Below are 18,043 nucleotides of genomic sequence, written 5' to 3' on the forward strand. Positions count from 1 at the left end.
TCGCCGATGTCCGACTTCCTCGACGTTTTCGGCGCCTCGGGCGCGCGCTACCGCTTCCGCAGCACCGAGCCCGGCGAGCTGCCGCAGATGGCTGGTAATCTGCTGGTCGCCAGCGGCTCCGCGGCGCGGCTCAAGGTGCTGTTCTGCGGGGCGGCCCGCAGCCTGGTGCGCGCCGCGCCCCTGGTCACGGAGACCCTGGAGGCCAACCGCGACGCCCGCCTGTTCGTGCGCCTCAACGTGGCCCGCGCGGTGCGCGAGGCTGAGCACGCCGACATCGTGGCGGCCGTGGAGCCCGAACGCGAAGCGGCCGACCTCGACTGACCTTCACCCTCCCGGCTCGATCGCCTGCACGACGGCGTGTCGTGCCACCACGGCCGCCGCCACCTCGGGCCGGTCCACGGGCACGAAGACCCGCAGGGTGTAGGCGATGATCTCGGTGAAGCAGCCGAGCGCCACGAGGGCCGCCCGGTCACCGGCCCCGCCCACCACCTCCAGCCGCTGGCGGTCCATCACGCGCGCCCGGCGCAGCCACAAGCCGCCGTCCAGGCCGAGCTGGACGCCGCGCTCCAGCACCTCGCGCAGCACCAGCGCTCCGTCCGACCAGGCCTCCGCCAGGCTGGTGACGCCCAGCGCCGCCTTCAGCGCCGCCACCTGGCTCGCGTCCAGAACCCGGCCGAGCCAGCGGCGCCCGTCGGGCGCCTTCACGCGACGGACCTGCGCGCCGCGCCCCGGCAGCCGCGCCCAGACCGGCAGCAGGAGGCCGGTGGCCAGGGTCAGTTCGCGGGTCCGCCATAGATCGGCCTGCGAAATCTCGGCGGTCCAGGCCGCGCGCCAAGCCTCAGGTTCGGCGGACGCCCAGGCCGACTCCTCGAACGCCTTGGCGGTCTCGAGCGACTTGCCGTCGGGCCGGCGCAGGCGCACGGCCGGCAGCAGACGGTCGTTGTCGTCGGTGGTCGTCAGTCCCAGCTCGACCAAGGCCGCGCGGCCCGAACGGCCGTTGAGGGCCAGGACCGCGGCCTCGCCGAGCCGTTCGGCCAGACCGAAGGCCTCGTCCACCCCGAAGAACTCGCGCCGTGCCCGCAGCGCGAACCCGACCAGCTGGGTCTCCGCGCCGGTGGCCTCGTCCGTCCGCACGGTCTCCTCGGACAGGACCTGCAGGTCTTCGGCGACGATGTCCTCCAGCCCGTGGTCGAGCTGCCCGGACGCCGCGGCGCGTTCGACCACCCCGGCCAGGATCTTCTCGTAGTCGGCGAAGAGCGCGTTCTGATCCGCGATCCGCAGCGCCAGCAGGCGGTTGAGGAAGGTGTTCATCGGCGGCAGGTCCTCGGCCCCCTTGAGCTGGCCCTCGCTGTCCAGCAGCTTCAGCGCCGTCTTGGCCTCGAACGCCTCCAGCGACATGCTCGTGAGCTCCCCGAACGCCAGCGCGCCGTAGAGGACGAGCAGGGCGCGGCGCGCCCACGGGCTCTCCAGGTTGTCCTCGGCCCGGAAGAGACCGGCGCCGGCCACCCGGCGCTCGCCGCGGGTGAGCGCGCCCAGAGAGTCGAGCCGTCGCGCGATGGTCGACAGGAAGCGCTTCTCGCCATGGATGTCGGTGGTGATCGGCCGGAAGAGCGGCGGCGACGCCTGATGGGTCCGGTGCGTGCGCCCGAGGCCCTGGATGGCCGCATCGGCGCGCCAGCCCGGCTCGACCAGGTAGTGGACGCGCCGCTGGCGGTTCACGGCGTCCAGGGCGGCATGATAGCTGCGGCCGGTGCCGCCGGCGTCGGAGAAGACGAGCACGCGCTTACGCCCGTCCATGAAGGCGTCGGTCTCGGCCTTGGCCGCCGAGGCCCCCCGCCGCTCCACGACGCGGCGGCCCTCCCGCAGCACGACGCGTCGCGACCGGCCGGTGATCTCGGCCACCGCGCCAGTCCCGAAGGCGTCCAGAATCGCGTCCAGAACACCGGGCACGGCCGGCAGGCTCGCCAACGCCGCGACGGTCTCGTCGCGCAGGCGCAGCGCCTCCTGGCTATGCACCGGACAGCCGTCCTTCATGACTGGCCGCAGGACCACCTGGTCATCCTCGCCCTCGACGGCTTCCATCAGCGCGGTCGGAAAGGCGCCCTGCAGGTAGTCCAGGACGTACTCCTTGGGCGTCAGGTCCACCTGCAGGTTGCTCCACTCCTCGGACGGGATCTCGTCCAGCCGGCGGTTCATGACCGCCTCGTTGGTGGAGACGATCTGCACCACCGCCGAGCGCCCGGCGCCCAGGTCTCGGCGGATCGCGGCCACCAGCGTCGGAGCCTTCAGGCCCGCGAGCAGGTGCCCGAAGAAGCGCAGCTTCGCGCCTTCGAAGGCCGAGCGCAGCGCGCTCATGGCGGCCCCGCTCACCACCTTGCCGTCGCCGTCGACCACCCCGATCGCCTGCAGGGCCGCGCCTAGGTTCGCGTGGATCACCTGGAAGGCGTCGGCCCACGCGTCCCAGATCGCGATGTCGTCCGCGCTCAACGGATGTGCGAGGGGCGAATACTCGACGCCCTCGAACGAGAGGCTGCGGGCCACGTAGAGGCCCATGGCCTTCAGCTCGCGCGCCACCAGTTCCATGAAGGCGATGCCGCCGCTCTCGGCCGCGTCGAGGAAGTCGGCGCGGGTGGTGAAGGGCGCGTCGGGCCCGCCCCAGAGGCCGAGCCGCGCCGCATAGGCGAGGTTGGCGGGCTCGGTGGCCCCGGTCGCCGAGACGTAGAACACCCGCGCGTCCGGCAGGCGGTTCTGCAGGGCCAGGCCCGCCAGCCCCTGCTGCGAAGCCTTTTTCGGCCCGCGCCCGCCGATCCCGCCCGCGGCGTTGGCCATGGCGTGGGCCTCGTCGAAGACGACGACCCCGTCAAAGCCGGCCCCCAGCCAGGCCACGATCTGGTCGAGGCGCGAGGGGCGCCCGCCGCGGGCGGGCTGGCGCAGGGTGGCGTAGGTCGTGAAGAGAACGCCGCGCTCCAGGCGGATCGCCTCCCCCTGCTTCCAGCGTGACTGCGCCACCAAGTCATGGGGCGAGCCGCCGATGGCCCTCCAGTCGCGCTGCGCGTCCTCCAGCAGCGCCTCGTTCTTCGACAGCCAGAGGGCGCGGACCCGGCCGTGGGTCATGTTGTCGGCGATTACCGCGGCGATCTGGCGACCCTTGCCGGCGCCGGTGCCGTCGCCCAGGAACATGCCGCGCCGCAGCCGGAACACACCCTCGGCGTCCTCATCAGCGAGCCGCAGCTCGTGCGCGGCCTCGCCGGGCAGCCACCAGCCCGACAGGTGCGCGCCGTGCGCCTCGCCCGCGTAGACCACGGTCTCCGCCTGGGCGTCGGAGAGCCGCCCCTCCGCCCGCAGGACCGCCGGGAGCCTGGGCCGGTAGGCCGGAGCAGGGGGCGCCACCGACGCCATCGCCCCCGACTCCACCAGAGGCGTCGGGTGGGGCAGCGCCGTCGCGAAAGCGATCCGGCCCAGCCCCCAGGCCTGGTAGAGACCCACGTCACGGCCCTCGCCGGACCATGGAGTCGCTACATAGTCCAGGGTCTGGGCGTCCTCCAGGAAGCTCAGGGCGATCGCCGGCCCGCTCAGGCTGCGCGGCCGCAGCGCCAAGCCGACGGGACCCACGCGCGCCACGCGCGGCTGGCAAGTCGGCCGGTCCGGCAGGCCCGCGGCCCACGCCGCCGCGTCCGCCAGCGTTGTGGCGGTCTCCAGGGCGGCGGTCTCCCCGCCCAGGCCGCGGTCGAGAACCAGCATCCCGGTCTCCACGCTGGCGCCATGCTTCGCGAAGGCGCCCGGCGGCAGGACCAGCCGCCCGACCACCCGCGCAAACCGCTGCGTCGCCACTAGCAACGGGGCGTCGCTCAGCGCGCTCGCCGGGACGATGGCGGCAACGCGACCGCCGTTGGCCACGCAGGCCAGCGCCGCCAGCACATGCGAGCCCAGCGCCGCGAACGGCGGGTTCATCACCACGGCGTGGAAGCTCCCCGCCGCCGGCAGCAGGTCGCCAAGATGCGCCGCGTCGAAGCGGGTGCGCGCCGCAGCCGGGAACAGGCCGTCCAGCAGCCCCGCGCGGCGGTCGCTGAGTTCGTTCAGCGTGACCACGGCCCCGCAGGCCTCGGCGATCGCCGCCACCATACCGACGCCGGCCGACGGCTCCAGCACCCGGTCGCCGGGACGCACTTGGGCGGCCAGCACCAGAAGGGCCGCCAGCGGCGCCGGGCTCGAGAACTGGTCGAACGCGAGCTGGTGCTCGGAGCGGCGGGTGTGGGTGAGACCGAGTTCCACCAGATCGGCCAGCGCACCCACCACCTCGGCCGGCGCGTCCTCGAGCCGGGCCACCTGGCCGCCGATCCGCCGGACCTGCAGCACCATGGCCGCTTCGATGGCGTCGTAGGCGTCGCGCCAGTCCCAAGCGCCCTCGGCATCCGTCGCGCCGAACGCGGTGGTGAGCACCGTCGAGACAACGCGCCGCTCCAGCGAACGGCCACGGAAGAGGTGCGGCGCAAGCGCGCGGGCGGCGGCGAGCAGGTTCTGCGGGCGGTCGTCGGCGGCGAAGAGCGGAAGGGCGGCGTTCATGGCGGGGCTCCGGCCCGGCGCGGAGGGCGGTCCCCTCCACTTCGCCGGGCTCGCCCGCGCCCCAACCCTTCCTCCGGCTCCAGAACGACGGCGCCGCTCCGGAGCGACCGGAACGGCGCCGTCGACCCGACTGCGCACCGCGGAGGGAGCCGTTGCGGCCTTGGGCAGCTGAGAGCGCTCCAATCGTGCCCACGGCTCGGCCGCACCGGCTCTACGGTGCGCGGCGCCGGCCGTTCGCGACGGGCATGCGCGTCAGGCTTTCACTCAGGCGGCGAGCGCCGCCACGGCCGCGCTGTCACCGACAGCTTCCGCCTCCGCCGCCGGCGGCTCGTCCTCGACCTCGGCCTCGGCCGGCGGCTTGGCGGCCCAGGAGAGATAGGCCGGCGCCCAGCCGCGGTCGGCCGCCCGTTCGGCGACCAGGGCGACCAGCTCGTCCTTCTTGCAGGCGCCCGCCCGGCTCTCGCCCGCGCCCATCTCGTCGAGCATGTCGAAGATCTTGGCCTTGGGGTGGGCGCCGAGGAACCTGGCGTCCGGCGTCCAGTGCAGGGTGACGTCGGCGTGGCAGAGGGCGGCGATCTCCACCGCCTCGGCCCGCGCCGAGCGGCGCACCGAGGTCGTCCGCTCCTCGCGCAGGTCGAGGCACAGCGCCACCAGCTCGGCCAGCAGCGCCATCTTCTCGCCATGCGCCAGGCCGTCGACCCAGGCGATCGGCGAGACCTCGGAGGACTCCCAGGCCGCCCGCCGCTCGGCGAGGCGCCGCCGGACCTCGCCGTCCAGCGCCTCGATCGCCGCGACCCCGACGCGCCCGTAGGTCTCGGCGTCGATCGCCAGCGCGCCGCCGCCCTTGGCCCGGTTCTGCCGCAGCACGAGGACCCCGAAGAGGCGGGCCACCAGGGCGGTGAGCGCCACGGCCGGGTCGTCGGCCAGCGCTCGGATCAGGGCGCGCGTGGCGGTGTCGGTGCGCACGTCGTGCAGCACGTGGTTCACGCCATCCAGGTCCGGCGTTGGGGCCACCGCCACCGGCGCGGCGCTGACCACCCCGCGGCGCACGATGGCCGCGGGCTCCAGCGCCCCCTGGACCTCGTCCGCGTCGTCGCGATCACCCTCGCGCTCCGCCGCCTCGTACTCGGGCTCCGCGACCGGCGCCGGGGGGCCGAACGCGCGCACGTCGAGACCGGTGGCGCCATCCGAGAACACCTGCACCAGGCTGATCTCCCGGAAGGGTTCGCCCGCCACGTCGGCGGCGACCTTGGCCTGCAGCAGGGCGGCGATGGCGGCATCCGCCTCGGCCTGCGAGAGATCGACCTCGTGAAGAGCCGCGGCGGCGTCCTGAGCCGCGTCCTGGGCCTGGTCCCAGGCCGACAGCGCCTCGGCGTCCAGGCCCATGCCGTAGGCGTCGCCGAACGGCTCGAGCGCCGGATCGTCGATCTGCGACGGCGCGACAGCCACCAGGACCTGCACGCCGGCCGCCCGGAGCTCCGCCGACAGGGCCTCGGCGCGGGCGATCCAGGCGTCCTGCAGGATCTCAGGGTCGAGGATCACGTCCGGCCGTTCCCCGAAGAGGTCGCTTTCGAGGCGGCCGCCGGCTGCCACGTAGCGCTCGGCGCCCACCAGCCTGAAGCGGCGGTCGCGCACGGTTACCCCGCCGGCGTCGAGCCGGTCGGTGATTCGCCACTCCTGGAAGCCGAAGCCGTTCAGGACCGCCTCGGCGATCTCGCCCTGCTCCTTCTTGTTGGGCAGGCGCGCCATCAGCCGCGCCTGCTTCAGGTTGAGGCGTCCGCTCCGCAGCGCCTCGAGCGCCCTCGGATGCAGCTCGGCGAGCGCCGAAAGCCGGCGCACGTCGATCTCAGCGTAGCCGAGGGCGCTCGCGATCGCCGCCGACGCCAGCTTGGCCTTGGCCATCTTGCCGATGGCGACGATCACGTCGGCCACATGCACCGGGACCGCCGTGTTGGTCAGGACGATCGCGGCGGCCTGGCGGGCCGGATCCGTCTCCACAAAAGCCGGCACGGGATAATCGTCGCCGATGCGCCCGGACTCCAGCAGCAGCTGCAGCGCCAGCCAGCGCCGCCGGCCGTCCAGGGCCATGGCGGGCTTTTCCTTCTTCTTGCCCGGCCGCACTGTGAGCGGCTGCAGCACGCCGGCGGCGAGGATGGTCTCGGCGAGCTCAGGGATCTCGTCGTCCGGCGGTTCGCCAAAGCGCATGTTCTCGGACGCGACGGCGAGGTCGCGGAGCGGGAAACTCCTCGGCAGGCGCTCGGCGGGTTTCTCAGAGATGGGTGGGGCTTCAGGAACGGAGGGGGTCACGGGCATGGGGCAGGTCCTGCCCGGCCGCGAGGGACCATCCCTGCGATCCGGGCGCCCCAAGCCGCCCTTCCTTGTCCTCCCTCCGCGCCAGATCGTTCCAGTCGCCGGCGCCGACGGGGGGCAGCACGACCTCGGCCGCCACCCCCGCGTTGCGCAGCCGCGCGCGCAGGATCGCGGCCGAGCGCTCGCCGTCCGGCCCGCGGTCCCCGGCGATCAGCACCTGCTCGACCCCGTCCGGCGCCGACCAACGACGCAGATTGCTGGTCGACAGCAGCGCCCAGCCCGGCAAGCCGAACCGCGCCATCCCTGACAGTGTCGTGAAGACGCCCTCCGCCACCAGCATCGCGGCCGCGCTCGGAACCAGGCGCACCGCCGAGCCGGCCGGGATCGAGCCCACCACCTTGCGCGGCGGCCGGGCCAGACGACTAAGATCGCCGCGCCCCTCCAGGTAAGTGACCTCCACGGCGGTGATCGCACCGGCCGCATCGCGGACGCCCGCGAGGAGGGCGGCCATCCGCATGCCACGGTCCGCGTAGACCTGGGTGGCGACCGACCCGTGCGACCGTAGCCCTGCCAGCCCCATCCTCGAGAGGTCGACCCCCCGCGAGAGCCCGTACGCGGCGGCCGGCTCCTCAGGCGCCACCGATCCCCCGGCCTCCCACAGCACACGGGCGATGCGCGTGCGTTCGGCGCGGGTGCGCTCGGGCCGGGATGGGCGCGCAGGCGCCGCGCCGTCGTCCAGAAGGCAATTGTCCGCATCGATCCACCCCTGCCTCCGCAGGTCGTCGAGCACCTCGCGCCAATCCGACCGACCGAAGCTGTGGGCAAGCAGCCGACCGCCCACAAGGCGCAGCGACACCGACCGATCGCCCGGGCCGTGGCCGGGGCCCGGCACTACGGCCCGGCCGCCGCCGCCATAGCACTCACCGCCCAGAGCGCGGGCGAGGCGCGCCAGGGTGGCGCGAGGCCGTTGGAGATCGGACATGGGCTCCTCCCTTCAGCTGGGCGCGCCCCTGGACCCTTCCTTCAACTCTCGCATTTGATGGCCGGAGCGCGCCGCGGCTGCGCCAGCGACTTGATTGCGGACACAGCAAGCGCCACCGTCGGGCCAATCGAAGCGGGGCCAAATGTCGAGAAAGCAGCTGATCGGCGGCGCCGTCGCGGCCGCGCTCGTGTTCCTGGGCGCCTACGGCGTCTCGCCGCTCATGGCGGCCAACGCGCTCAAGTCCGCGGCTCAGGCCGGCGACGCGGACAAGCTGCAGCGGCTGGTCGACTTCCCTGCCGTGCGCGAGAGCCTCAAGGGTCAGCTGAACGCCCTGATCCTGAAGTCCATCCAGTCCGACCCGGACTTGAAGGACAATCCCTTCGCCGGCTTTGCGGTGGTGATGGCCCCGGCGCTGGTGAACCAGGTGATCGAAAGCTACGTCACCGCCGAGGGCATCTCCACGATGATGGCGGCCAACCCACCCGCTGCCGGAGCGCCAGGCCCGGTCACATCGTCCCCGCGGCCGAGCGGCGCCACACCCGCCGAGTCAGGTTCCGGCGAACCGAAGTTCGAGTACCGCTACAAGGACCTCGACACCTATGTCATCACCAGCGTCAGCGCGGACGATCCGAACACCCGGTTCAGCTTCGTGCTCCATCGCCGCGGCCTCTTCGACTGGCGCCTGACCCGCATCGAACTGCCAAAGGCTGCATTGACGAGGCCATCGCCGCCGCAGGCCAGGGCCATCCCACCGGCGTCCCCCAATCCAGAGCCGAGCGCACTGCTGGCGCGGTGGGCGCAGGAGAACTCGGCATGTCGGGGCGGCGCCGGCGACGAACCCGCCACCGACAGGGCATGCGAAGCGCGCAATGTCACCGATGAAGCGCTGAAGCAGGCCGGGTGGTGCTACGGCGAGAACGCCGCCTACGGGTACCAGTCCGAATGGCGTCCCTGCGGGTCGCCCCGGTTCGCCAGCGAGGCCGAGGCGGAAGCCGCCGCCGAAGATGACCGAGTGGCGCACTCTCAATAGGTCGCAGCAGTATTACGGTAAGTCACCGGCAGAATTCTTGCCGATAGTGCTCGGAACGACCGGCGAGGCCCAGATCATCTCTGACGGACGAATATATCGCCCTTGCCAGCAGGGGTGGCGCCGCGTTGATTGGTTGGTTCCTGCGTAGCGGTGCTCGGAGCATCCCATGGTCCCGGAGCGACTTGAACCCTTCCGACAAGCCCTGGTCGACCTGCGGCGAAGGCTCCGTGACGGCGTCCTTGAACCGGGCGCACGGGTCACGGCCAAGGAGGTCGCCGAAGCCCTCAAGCTCAGCCACACACCGGTGCGCGAGGCGCTTTCCAGGCTGGCGGGCGAGGGGCTGCTCGAGGAGCGCCGTGGCGACGGGTTCTTCGTCCCTGAACTCTCGGCCGCGGACATCGCGGTGCTCTACCGGATGAGCGAGCAGCACCTGCTGCTGGCTCAGTCCGCGACCTACGCGCACCGGGATCTGCGCCTGCCCGACGGCTTGCATGACGAGCCTCCTGTACGGGCGATCGAACGGCTCTTCCTGAGCTGGGTCGCCGAATCCGGCAGTCGGGTCGTCGCAGAAGCGCACCGCGCCGTTAGCATCCGGCTCGCACCCGTTCGCCGCCGCGAGGGGCAGCTGATGGACGACCTTGGCGCGGAGGCGAAGGTCCTTCTGACGCTCGCGGATCCGGCCCGTCGGTCCCAGCGCGAGGCGGCGATCAGGGCCTTCCACGACCGCCGTGTCGCACTCGCCGAGCCGTTTGCCGCCCTGCTGGCGCCGCCCGCCGAAGATCCAGAACAATAATATAGTCCAGTATATCACGGTATTATTTGAGTATAGCGTGACCTCATCCGAGGGTTGTCTCGTCGCACTTGGCGACACCCCAACGGAGGACACCATGTCCAAGCAACTGCCCCTGCCGACCTCAAGGCTGATCTGCCTTGGCGGCGCCAAGCTCTCCACGAACGCCATCCTCGGCGACGACAACGAAGGCGATCCCGAGGTCCCCTTCGGCGGCTGATGTCCGATCCCTCCGCCGCCGGCGCGCGCCGGCGGCGGAGTCCTTCCTGCTTGACGGTCAGACGATGCTCACGATCACCGCAGACGTTCCCGACGGCCCGGCCTGGGTCCTCAGCGACCAGGTCCACGCGACAGCCGTCGATGATGACCTCGTCCTGCTGGACGTCGGCGCCGACGCCTATCTGTGCGTCCCGCGGGGTGCGACGGAGGTCGCGATTTCGGACGGCGGCTGCGCGGTCACCATTTCCAGCCCCGAACTGGCCGCCGACCTGCACGCCGCGGGGCTGATCCGAGGCGTGTGCGACGCCCAGCGGCCCGCGCGACGACGACGCGCCCAGCCCCCGACGGCAAGCGCCCTCGAGCGCCACTATCCGCCACCCGTCTGGGCGGACGTCCCACAGCTGGCGTCGGCGGTCATCGACGTGGCCCTGGCGTACCGCGGCCGTCGGCTCTCGCAGATCATCGGCCGTCAGATCGTCCCAGGGAACGGTCGTGCGACATCGCTGGAACAGACCATCGCGCGGTTCCAGCGCTGGATCCCTTATGCGCCTGTGTCCGGCAAGTGCCTGCTGCGAGCCTTCATGCTCCGGCGCCTGCTCCATCGGAACGGCCATCCGCACGACTGGGTGTTCGGGGTGACGGTCTGGCCCTTCAAGGCCCATTGCTGGCTGCAGGCCGGTGGTCTGGTGCTCGACGACACCCTCGAGAACGTCGCGGCCTACCGCCCGATCATGGTGGTCTGATGCGGCGGGCCTTCCTCGCCCTCGCCTGGCCTGCCGGAAATGCCGAGGCTGCCCGGCGCGCCGAGGACGTCGGCGGCCGTATGGAGGCTGAGACGGCCTGGCGACGCCATCCGGCCTTCCCCGGCCTGAGCCTCTGGACCGATCCTGCCCAACCCCTTCCGGTGCAGGCGATGCCGGGGGCGCGGGGCCTGGTGCTCGGCGAGCTGTTCCCGATGCCGGGCGCGCAGATGGCGACATCGCCTCTGAACCCGGGCGCACCGCGGCCCATTGACGGCCCGCGGGAGCTCCTCGTGCGGCTGAGCCGCACCCATTGGGGGCAGTACGTGGCTCTGGTGGCGACGCGCAGTGCCGGCGAAGTGGCGGTCTACCGCGACCCGAGCGGAAGCCTGGACGCCATGGCCTGGGACCTGGGCGGCGGCATGCGCGTCGTGGCGTCCGACATGGTGCGGGCGCCCACCTGGATGCGCCCGCGGCGCCAGGGGCTGAACTGGGACCGCATCGGACGGATGCTGGCGGTTCCGTACGCCTCGACCTCGACGCCGCTGTTCGACGACATCGAGGTGGTCGTTCCAGGCCAGATGCTGACGATCGGGGGCGGGGCTGCAAGGTCGGAGACCCTCTGGTCGCCCGGGGCGTTCGCTCAGCCTCCAGCGGCGGACCTCAGGGAGGTGGAGACGGAGCTCCTCCGCCGGCTGGACGCCTGCACCGCAGCGCTCGTCAGCAGCTACGGCAAGGTCATCGTCGAGCTCTCCGGGGGGCTGGACTCTTCCGTGCTCGCCGGAAGCCTCGCCGCGACCGGCGAGCTCGGGCGGGTGGCGGCCTGGATCAACTACCGCGGAGACCGCGCGGAAGGCGACGAGACGCGCTACGCCCAGGACGTGGCCCAACGCGGCGGCTTCGCCTTGACGAGTGTGCGCAAAACGATCGTCCCGATTGAAGAGTCCACCCTGGCGGAGCTCGCCCGGGAGTTCTGGCCGGCCATGGCCGGCGTCGATGTGGGCCGCGACCGCCACGAGGCCGAGCTGATCCGCCAGACCGGGGCGCAAGCCATCGTATCGGGGCAGGGGGGCGATGGGGCCTACTTCCAGCCCCCCACCGCCATGGTGGCGGCCGACGAGTTCCAGAGCCTCGGTTGGCGCGCGATCTTCTCGCCGGTGCTGCCGAACGTGGCCCGGCGCACCCGCCAGTCGGTCTGGGGCGTCCTGCGCGAAGTCCACCGCGCCCGCTGCGGGAGGGAGCGCCGGCTCACCTACTGGTCCGGCATTCTCGCCCGCGACCTGCAGGCGGAGGTGCGCCGCATCGACCATCCCTGGGTGCGCGATGCGCGCGACCGCGGGCTTCCCCCCGGCAAGGTGCTGCACGTCCATGGGGTGGCCGCCACCCATCTCTACAATGGCCGCAGCCGGCGACGGCGCCTGGCGGACTTGCTCTATCCCCATTTCGCCCAGCCGGTGACGGAGCTCTGCCTGGGGGTGGCCGTGCCCGACCTCGCCGGCGGCAGCTATGATCGCCCGTTCGCCCGCCAGGCCTTCGCCGAGCGGCTGCCGCCCTCCGTCATCGCCCGGCGCAGCAAGGGCAACCTCACGGCCTATTTCGCGCGGCTCGTCGCCGCCAGCTCGGAGACCCTGCGGCCCTATCTGCTCGACGGGACCCTCTGCGCCGCGGGGCTGCTCGATCGAGCGGAGGTGGAAGCCCACCTCGACCCTAACCGCCTGATCTGGCGCGGCGCCCCCACTGACGTCTTGTGGGCCACGGTCACCGAGGCGTGGGTGCGCTACTGGCAGACCCGGGTTCCGGACGCGGCTTCGGCCCCGCGGGACCCGGCGGCGTGAATTCGAGCCGCTCGTCCAGGAAGGCGAAGATGCGCGCCCAGACGTCGGCCACGTCCCCGGGGCTCGTGGGCTGGTGCCCGGCGCCCCAGTAGACCACCAGTTGCGCGTCCTTGTTCTGGCGGAACAGGGCCGAATACATCGCCTCCGACTGCCCCACGGCCAAGGGGTCGCGCCAACCGTGGATCAGCAGCACGGGCGTGCGCACCCGGTCGGCGAACCACAGGGGGCTGTTGCGCAGGTATCGCTGCTGCTGGCGCCATGGCGGGCCGCCCAGCTGCGGCTGGGTCGACTCCACCGTGCCGGTCGACCAGTTGGAGAGGTAGCCCTCCTCGGGAAGCAGCTGGCGCACGAGCGACAGCTTCGACCAGTAGGAGGTGAGGTCGCTCACCCCGTCGATCGAAACCGCCGCCCGGAAGCGGTCCGTCTGAGTGATCGTGGCCAGGGTGGTGTAGCCGCCGAAGCTCCAGCCCAGGATGGCCATCCGCTGCGGATCGAAGGCCCCTTTGAGGCCGGGCGACGTCTCCGCCGCCGTCACCGCGGCGAGGACGCGCTCGGCGAGCCTGTCCATGGGCTCGGTCTGGCCTTCCGGCGGCGTCGGCAGACTGGGGACGAGCACCGCGTAGCCCCGACCCACGAGCATCCGCAGGTTCTGCAGGAAGCCCTCCTCGAGATACCCGTCCTGCGGAACCGTGGGAAAGGCGTAGCCCACATAGGGCCGGACGATCAGCGGCGGCGGGGGAGCGCCCGCCGCATGCGGCGGAAGGAACAGCCAGCTCGTCAGGGCCTCACCGCGCAGCCCCGTGTGACGGACGGGCTCCGCCACCAGAGGATCGGTGTCCCGTAGGCGGCGATTGATGGTGACCAGGGGCTCGAGCGCGCCGTCCCGTGTCAGCCGCACGAAGGCCTCCACACCCCTGCGCCCGGTCTGCCGCACCAGGACGTCGCCGGTTCGTTCGGAGATCCCCACGATGGGGCCATAGAGCCGCGTCAGCCGCCCGAACGGCTGCAGGCCCCCAGGCGTCGCGCGCGCCAGCCGCACCGTTGTGGCGTCCTCGCGCGCCGCCAGCCACGGCGTCGCTGCGACCGCACGGCTGAGCCGTACCCCGTCGACCCCGCGGTTGGACGCCAGGATCACCGACATCGCCCTCCCGCTCAGCCGGGCCGCGCGCCCGCGACGGTCCACGCGCCAGGGCCGGGCGCCGTCCAGCAGCACGAGCGCCTTGCGGTTCGCCGCCAGGATCGACCTGCCCGGAGCCTCGAGCCCGGCGGTGAGGTTCACCGGCCCCTCCGGTCCCAGCCGAAGCCAGTCGGCGCGCCCCTCCACGCCGCGCGGTCGGGCGAGCACGATGGGGTCCTCGCCCATCCAGCCGGCCCGCACCACCACGGGGTTGACGTCCACCGCCGGGGTCAGCCCCTCGCCGACGTGCTGGACGGCCCCGTCGACGCCGACGCGCAGCAGCCGGCCCTCCGGCCAGGTCTGGCCGCTCACGCGCGCAAAGGCGAGCAGCGCATCCCCCCGCGGCGACCAGCTCAGCAGTTGCGGTAGCACGTCGCACCCGGAGCAGGGGTCGACGATATGCCCCGTCCGGAGGTCGAGGATGCGCAGCCGGGTCTCCTCCGTCTCGGATCCCGCCAGTCCGCGGACAGGACCGTCGGGCCGCGGCTGGATGTCCGGGCCCTGCGCGAACAGCGCCACCCGCCGCCCGTCGGGAGAGAGCTCCAGGTCCGTTAAGCCGCCACGGGTCAGCTCGGCGGCGGCGCCGGTCTCGGCGTTCACCCGCAGCAAGGCGACGGGCGGGGCCTGCGCCCGCACGTGAGCATAGGCGCCGCTGCCGTAGACGGTGTGCGCCGTTCCGCCGCCCGCCGCCGTCTCCCAGGCGGGTGCGAGCCGCTCGGCGGCCACCCAGGCGGTCCGGTAGGCGGGCGGCGCCGCCCCGTCCGTGCGGCTCAGCACGAGCAGTTCGCGGTCGTCGAGCCACTGCAGCGCCCGGCCCTGGCCGCCCGAGCGGGGCGCCGCCGCGAACCAGCGCACCGACCCGGTCTCCATGCTTACGACGCCCAGCCGCCATCGCCGCCCGACCAGCTGGTAGACGGCCAGCCGCGCGCCTGACGGCGAGAAGGCGGCGAGGCTCACCCCTGGCCCGGCATCCTCCGCCAGGAGGGGGCGAGCGCCCCCGCGGCCGCCCAGGTCGACGACCTGGAGGCGCCCCGCGGCCCGGCTGGGGAGCACGGCGGTGTCATAGCGGCCGAAGCGGTTGTAGGGGCCGCGCTGCTCGAACACGAACCAGCGGCCGGACGGGTCCACCGTCTGGGCGCCGAAGGACTCCTGGGCGAGGAGGTCCTCGATGCCGAACGGTCGGGCGCTGGCCGGCGCGTGGGGCGCGCCGGCCAGCAGGGCGAGCGCCGCAAGGACGCCCACCGATACGCGCGTCATGGCCAAACCTCACCAGGCGCGCGTGAGCTGCAGCGACACGAAGCGTCCGACGGCGTCGGCGTTCGCCGCGTCGTACGCCAGTCCGACGCTGTTGTTGTAGAACGGTGGGTCGCGGTCGAAGACGTTGCGCAGGTTCAGCAGGACCGTGAGGCCCTCGAGCGGGCCGCTGTCCGCCGCCGCCAGCCGGGCCTGCAGATCCAGGGTCGCATGGGCCCGGATCCCCACGCCCGCCGCGTCCCTGTAGCTCCCGGTGTAGTTGACCGCGCCCCCCAGGGTCAGCCGGCCGCGGGTCCAGTCCGCCGTGGCGCGACCGCGCAGGCGCAGGGGGAAGTTGGCGATGTTGACCCGTTCGACGGCGGCGGTGGCGGGCGTGAACTGCTGCCTGTAGTCGAAGAGGTAGCTGGCGCTCGCGCCCACCCGCACCTGGTCGGCTCCGAGGTCGAACGCATAGCTCCCGCTGACGTCGACGCCCCGCACGTCGAGCGTGGCGGTGTTCACGTAGCGGGTATCGACGGTGGCGCCGTAGTCCGTCGCCGGGAAGATGCCGTTGGCGGGCGCGAATGACGGCGAGCTGATGAGGGCGGTGATGTAGGCGAGGTCCGCCGCGTTCGCGGCCGGCGCGATCCGCCGGACGAAGGGCGCCACGGTGCGGTCCACCAGGGCGTTGGCGAGGCTGGAGCCGACCGGCCGGTCGATCCGGTCCTTGAATCGGATGTCGAAGGCAGTGAGCGACAGCCGAAGGCCGGGCAGGGCGGCCGGCTGAAGGTCGGCGCCTACAGTCCAGGATGTGGCGGTCTCTGGCTCCAGGTTGGGATTGCCGCCGCTCAGCTGCAGCGACCGCACGCGGTTGGGGCCCTCGGCGATCAGCAGCGCGCTATAGGTCTCCGGGTCGAAGAGCTCCCGGAGCGCCGGCGCCCGGAACGAGCGGCTGTAGGTCGCCCGCAGCAGCAGGTCGGAGGTCGGGGCCCACACCACGCCCACCTTCGGGTTGGCGGTGGTCCCGATGTCCTCATAGTGCTCGACTCGGCCCGCGACCGAGAGCTCGAGCCGCTGCAGGCCCGGCCGGGCGTTCGCGTCGCTGACGATGGGGGCCGCCAGCTCGGCGAATGCCGCGGCCACGTCGCGCGACACGTCCGTCGGGTTGGTGGGCACAGGGGTCACGGTCGAGACGAAGTTGCTGCCGTTGCGCACGAGGCTTTCCCGCCGCGCTTGCGCGCCTACCGCCAGCTTCACCGGCCCTCCAGGCAGGGTCCACAGGGACCCGTCGGCCTGCAGGTTCACCGCCTGCACGCGGCTGCGGCTGCGCTGGTAGACGCTCCCCGAGCCGATCGCCGCGCGCACCGCCGCGGGATTGCTGGCCGGCACGCCGCTGAACGGATTGAAAAAGCCCAGCCGCGCCGCCGAGAAGGGGGTGGCCGGGTTGTCGGCGATGTTCCCGAGCGCCTCGGCGAGCACGATCGAATGGACGAGGTTGTAGCCGCGCTGCTCTGTGATCTCCTGTCCGAAGGCGCCATAGGCCTCCGCCCGCCAGTCGCCGGCGAGCCGGAGCCGGCCGCCCAGGGTGACGGTGAGGGTCTGGGTCTCGGCCACCGAGGCGACGTTCGGGAACTCGTTGACGAAGGAGTACTGGATCTGGTTCGAGGCCGCCCCGTTCGGCGAGACGAAGAACGGGTTGTTGCGACCGACCGTGAAGGTGCTGGTGGCGGCCATCAGCCGCGCCTTGGCCCGCCGCGCGCTGAACCTAGCGTCGCCGGTGAGTTCGACCCGGTCGGTGACCTCCTGGTCGGCGGCGACATAGATGGAGTTGAGCGTCTGGCGCGGCAGCAGGTCCTGTCCGATCCGCTGGTTCTGCCGGTTCAGGGCGCCCACGATGAAGTCGGACGGCCGTAGGCCCACCCCGCTCTGGCCCGGCGGGATGGCGAAGGTAGGCGTGAGCGCGGTCGCGCCCGGAACCGGCGCCAGCACATTGCCTGGGAAGGCGTTGGTCAGCCGGAAGTCCGAGCCGCCAAGCGCGCGCAGGTCCGAGGTGGCCGCGAAATCCCGGTCCGCGGCCTCGAGCCGATCCCGGCGTTGGAGCTCGTAGGCGAGCATCACCCCGCCGCCCGGCCACCGGCGGCCGGCCGTCACTGCCACCTGGCCCTGGGCCGGCTCGCCGGAGGTCCCGACGCCAGCGAGCGCGCGCAGTTCCAGCCCCTCGAAGTCCTTGCGGGTGATGATGTTCACCACGCCGCCGATCGCGTCCGAGCCATAGATGGCCGAAGCGCCGTCCAGCAGGACTTCCACCCGCTGGACCATCGCCGTCGGGATCGAGGTCACATCCACATAGTCGCCGAACGCCCCCGAGCCCGCCACGCGCCGGCCGTTGACGAGCACCAGCGTGGCCCGGTTTCCCAGGCCCCGCAGGTTGATGCCCGCCCCGAACGAGCTGTTGCGCCCCACCGGGTCGGCGCCGACCAGCGCATTGCCTTCGCCGGCCCCGCCGCTGAAGTTCATCGGCAGGGCGCGCAAGGCCTCGGCGACGGTGGTCTGGCCGGACCGCTCGAGATCCGCCTGGGTCACCACCACCAGGGGGGACGCGGGGGCGACCCCTCGCAGGTTCGAGCCCGTGACGGTCAGGGTCTCGACGGTGGTAGCCGTCTCGCCGAATCCCGTCCCGCCCGCCGCGGCTTCCGAGGGCGCCGTGGCCACAGGCGCACGCGCCTCATCGACGAAAGGGCGGGCGTCCGATGCTCCTTGCCCGGCGGCCGCGGAGCGCTCGACCACCACCAGGCTGGCGTTGACCCGACGCGCCCGAAGGTCGGTGCCGGCGAGCAGCCGTTCCAGCGCCTGCTCCGGGGTCATCTGCCCCTTCAGTGCGGGGGCTCGCCGGCCCGCGACCAGCCCGCGCGAAAACATGATCTGCTGCCGGGTCTGGCTGGCGAGGCTCAGCAAGGCGGGCTCCAGCCCGCTTGGATCCAACGAGACGGCGTAGGTCGTCTGCGCCTGGGCGGCGCCGGCGAGGAGGACGGCCGCCGAGGCCAGCCAGGCCCACCGGCGACCGACGCGGTACTCAAACCCTTCGAACATACATTCCCCCGCGACGACCGCGGGCATTGCGTTACCGGGATGGTCCTGCTTCGGCGCCCAGGGGTTCGTCTGCA

At 72.7% G+C, this 18,043-nt stretch carries 11 protein-coding genes; 6 read left to right on the plus strand and 5 right to left on the minus strand.

The window, feature by feature from the left end:
* The first annotated feature begins 6 nt into the window (after nt 1–6).
* On the plus strand, nt 7–321 hold the full coding sequence (locus AC2D8W_RS14800; RefSeq protein ID WP_484672146.1) for a hypothetical protein: 315 nt from the start codon (nt 7–9) through the stop codon (nt 319–321).
* Nucleotides 322–324: 3 nt separating this feature from the next.
* On the opposite strand, the gene AC2D8W_RS14805 is transcribed toward AC2D8W_RS14800, so the two are convergent.
* From AC2D8W_RS14805 to AC2D8W_RS14815, 3 genes are all read right to left on the minus strand, one after another.
* A complete protein-coding gene (locus AC2D8W_RS14805; RefSeq protein ID WP_484672147.1) occupies nt 325–4,563 on the minus strand; it encodes a strawberry notch-like NTP hydrolase domain-containing protein in 4,239 nt (1,412 codons plus the stop codon).
* Nucleotides 4,564–4,827: 264 nt separating this feature from the next.
* Nucleotides 4,828–6,768 carry a ParB/RepB/Spo0J family partition protein gene (locus AC2D8W_RS14810; RefSeq protein ID WP_484672148.1) on the minus strand — a complete coding sequence of 647 codons (1,941 nt, stop codon included), beginning with the start codon at nt 6,766–6,768 and terminating at the stop codon, nt 4,828–4,830.
* Between the two features lie 82 nt (nt 6,769–6,850).
* Entirely contained in the window at nt 6,851–7,855 is a 1,005-nt protein-coding gene (locus AC2D8W_RS14815) for a toprim domain-containing protein (protein WP_484672149.1), read from the minus strand.
* A gap of 142 nt (nt 7,856–7,997) precedes the next feature.
* Here AC2D8W_RS14815 and AC2D8W_RS14820 point away from each other — a divergent pair, with 142 nt between their 5' ends.
* The 5 genes from AC2D8W_RS14820 (at nt 7,998) to AC2D8W_RS14840 (ending at nt 12,469) form a co-directional block, all read left to right on the plus strand.
* A complete protein-coding gene (locus AC2D8W_RS14820; RefSeq protein WP_484672150.1) occupies nt 7,998–8,885 on the plus strand; it encodes a DUF2939 domain-containing protein in 888 nt (295 codons plus the stop codon).
* A gap of 166 nt (nt 8,886–9,051) precedes the next feature.
* Complete coding sequence (locus tag AC2D8W_RS14825) at nt 9,052–9,678, plus strand: GntR family transcriptional regulator (protein ID WP_484672151.1); 627 nt, start codon at nt 9,052–9,054, stop codon at nt 9,676–9,678.
* A gap of 94 nt (nt 9,679–9,772) precedes the next feature.
* Nucleotides 9,773–9,895 carry a hypothetical protein gene (locus AC2D8W_RS14830; protein ID WP_484672152.1) on the plus strand — a complete coding sequence of 41 codons (123 nt, stop codon included), beginning with the start codon at nt 9,773–9,775 and terminating at the stop codon, nt 9,893–9,895.
* A gap of 64 nt (nt 9,896–9,959) precedes the next feature.
* Nucleotides 9,960–10,637 carry a lasso peptide biosynthesis B2 protein gene (locus AC2D8W_RS14835; protein ID WP_484672153.1) on the plus strand — a complete coding sequence of 226 codons (678 nt, stop codon included), beginning with the start codon at nt 9,960–9,962 and terminating at the stop codon, nt 10,635–10,637.
* On the plus strand, nt 10,637–12,469 hold the full coding sequence (locus tag AC2D8W_RS14840) for an asparagine synthase-related protein (protein ID WP_484672154.1): 1,833 nt from the start codon (nt 10,637–10,639) through the stop codon (nt 12,467–12,469). Before AC2D8W_RS14835 ends, AC2D8W_RS14840 begins: the two co-directional genes overlap by 1 nt.
* On the opposite strand, the gene AC2D8W_RS14845 is transcribed toward AC2D8W_RS14840, so the two are convergent.
* Together AC2D8W_RS14845 and AC2D8W_RS14850 are read right to left on the minus strand one after the other, a co-directional pair.
* Nucleotides 12,393–14,903, minus strand: coding sequence for an alpha/beta hydrolase family protein (locus AC2D8W_RS14845; RefSeq protein WP_484672155.1), 2,511 nt, complete (start codon nt 14,901–14,903; stop codon nt 12,393–12,395). The two genes, AC2D8W_RS14840 and AC2D8W_RS14845, sit on opposite strands and share 77 nt — an antisense overlap.
* Nucleotides 14,904–14,912: 9 nt before the next feature.
* A complete protein-coding gene (locus tag AC2D8W_RS14850; protein ID WP_484672156.1) occupies nt 14,913–17,969 on the minus strand; it encodes a TonB-dependent receptor in 3,057 nt (1,018 codons plus the stop codon).
* Nucleotides 17,970–18,043 lie beyond the last annotated feature (74 nt).

The organism is Phenylobacterium sp. T106 (genome assembly GCF_057219735.1).

Bases quoted from the DNA above. Each gene is read 5' to 3' on its own strand.
- AC2D8W_RS14800 (WP_484672146.1), top strand. From the start codon at position 7: ATGTCCGACTTCCTCGACGTTTTCGGCGCCTCGGGCGCGCGCTACCGC.
- AC2D8W_RS14820 (WP_484672150.1), top strand. From the start codon at position 7,998: ATGTCGAGAAAGCAGCTGATCGGCGGCGCCGTCGCGGCCGCGCTCGTG.
- AC2D8W_RS14815 (WP_484672149.1), bottom strand. From the start codon at position 7,855: ATGTCCGATCTCCAACGGCCTCGCGCCACCCTGGCGCGCCTCGCCCGC.
- AC2D8W_RS14845 (WP_484672155.1), bottom strand. From the start codon at position 14,903: ATGACGCGCGTATCGGTGGGCGTCCTTGCGGCGCTCGCCCTGCTGGCC.
- AC2D8W_RS14835 (WP_484672153.1), top strand. From the start codon at position 9,960: ATGCTCACGATCACCGCAGACGTTCCCGACGGCCCGGCCTGGGTCCTC.
- AC2D8W_RS14825 (WP_484672151.1), top strand. From the start codon at position 9,052: ATGGTCCCGGAGCGACTTGAACCCTTCCGACAAGCCCTGGTCGACCTG.
- AC2D8W_RS14830 (WP_484672152.1), top strand. From the start codon at position 9,773: ATGTCCAAGCAACTGCCCCTGCCGACCTCAAGGCTGATCTGCCTTGGC.
- AC2D8W_RS14850 (WP_484672156.1), bottom strand. From the start codon at position 17,969: ATGTTCGAAGGGTTTGAGTACCGCGTCGGTCGCCGGTGGGCCTGGCTG.
- AC2D8W_RS14810 (WP_484672148.1), bottom strand. From the start codon at position 6,768: ATGCGCTTTGGCGAACCGCCGGACGACGAGATCCCTGAGCTCGCCGAG.
- AC2D8W_RS14805 (WP_484672147.1), bottom strand. From the start codon at position 4,563: ATGAACGCCGCCCTTCCGCTCTTCGCCGCCGACGACCGCCCGCAGAAC.
- AC2D8W_RS14840 (WP_484672154.1), top strand. From the start codon at position 10,637: ATGCGGCGGGCCTTCCTCGCCCTCGCCTGGCCTGCCGGAAATGCCGAG.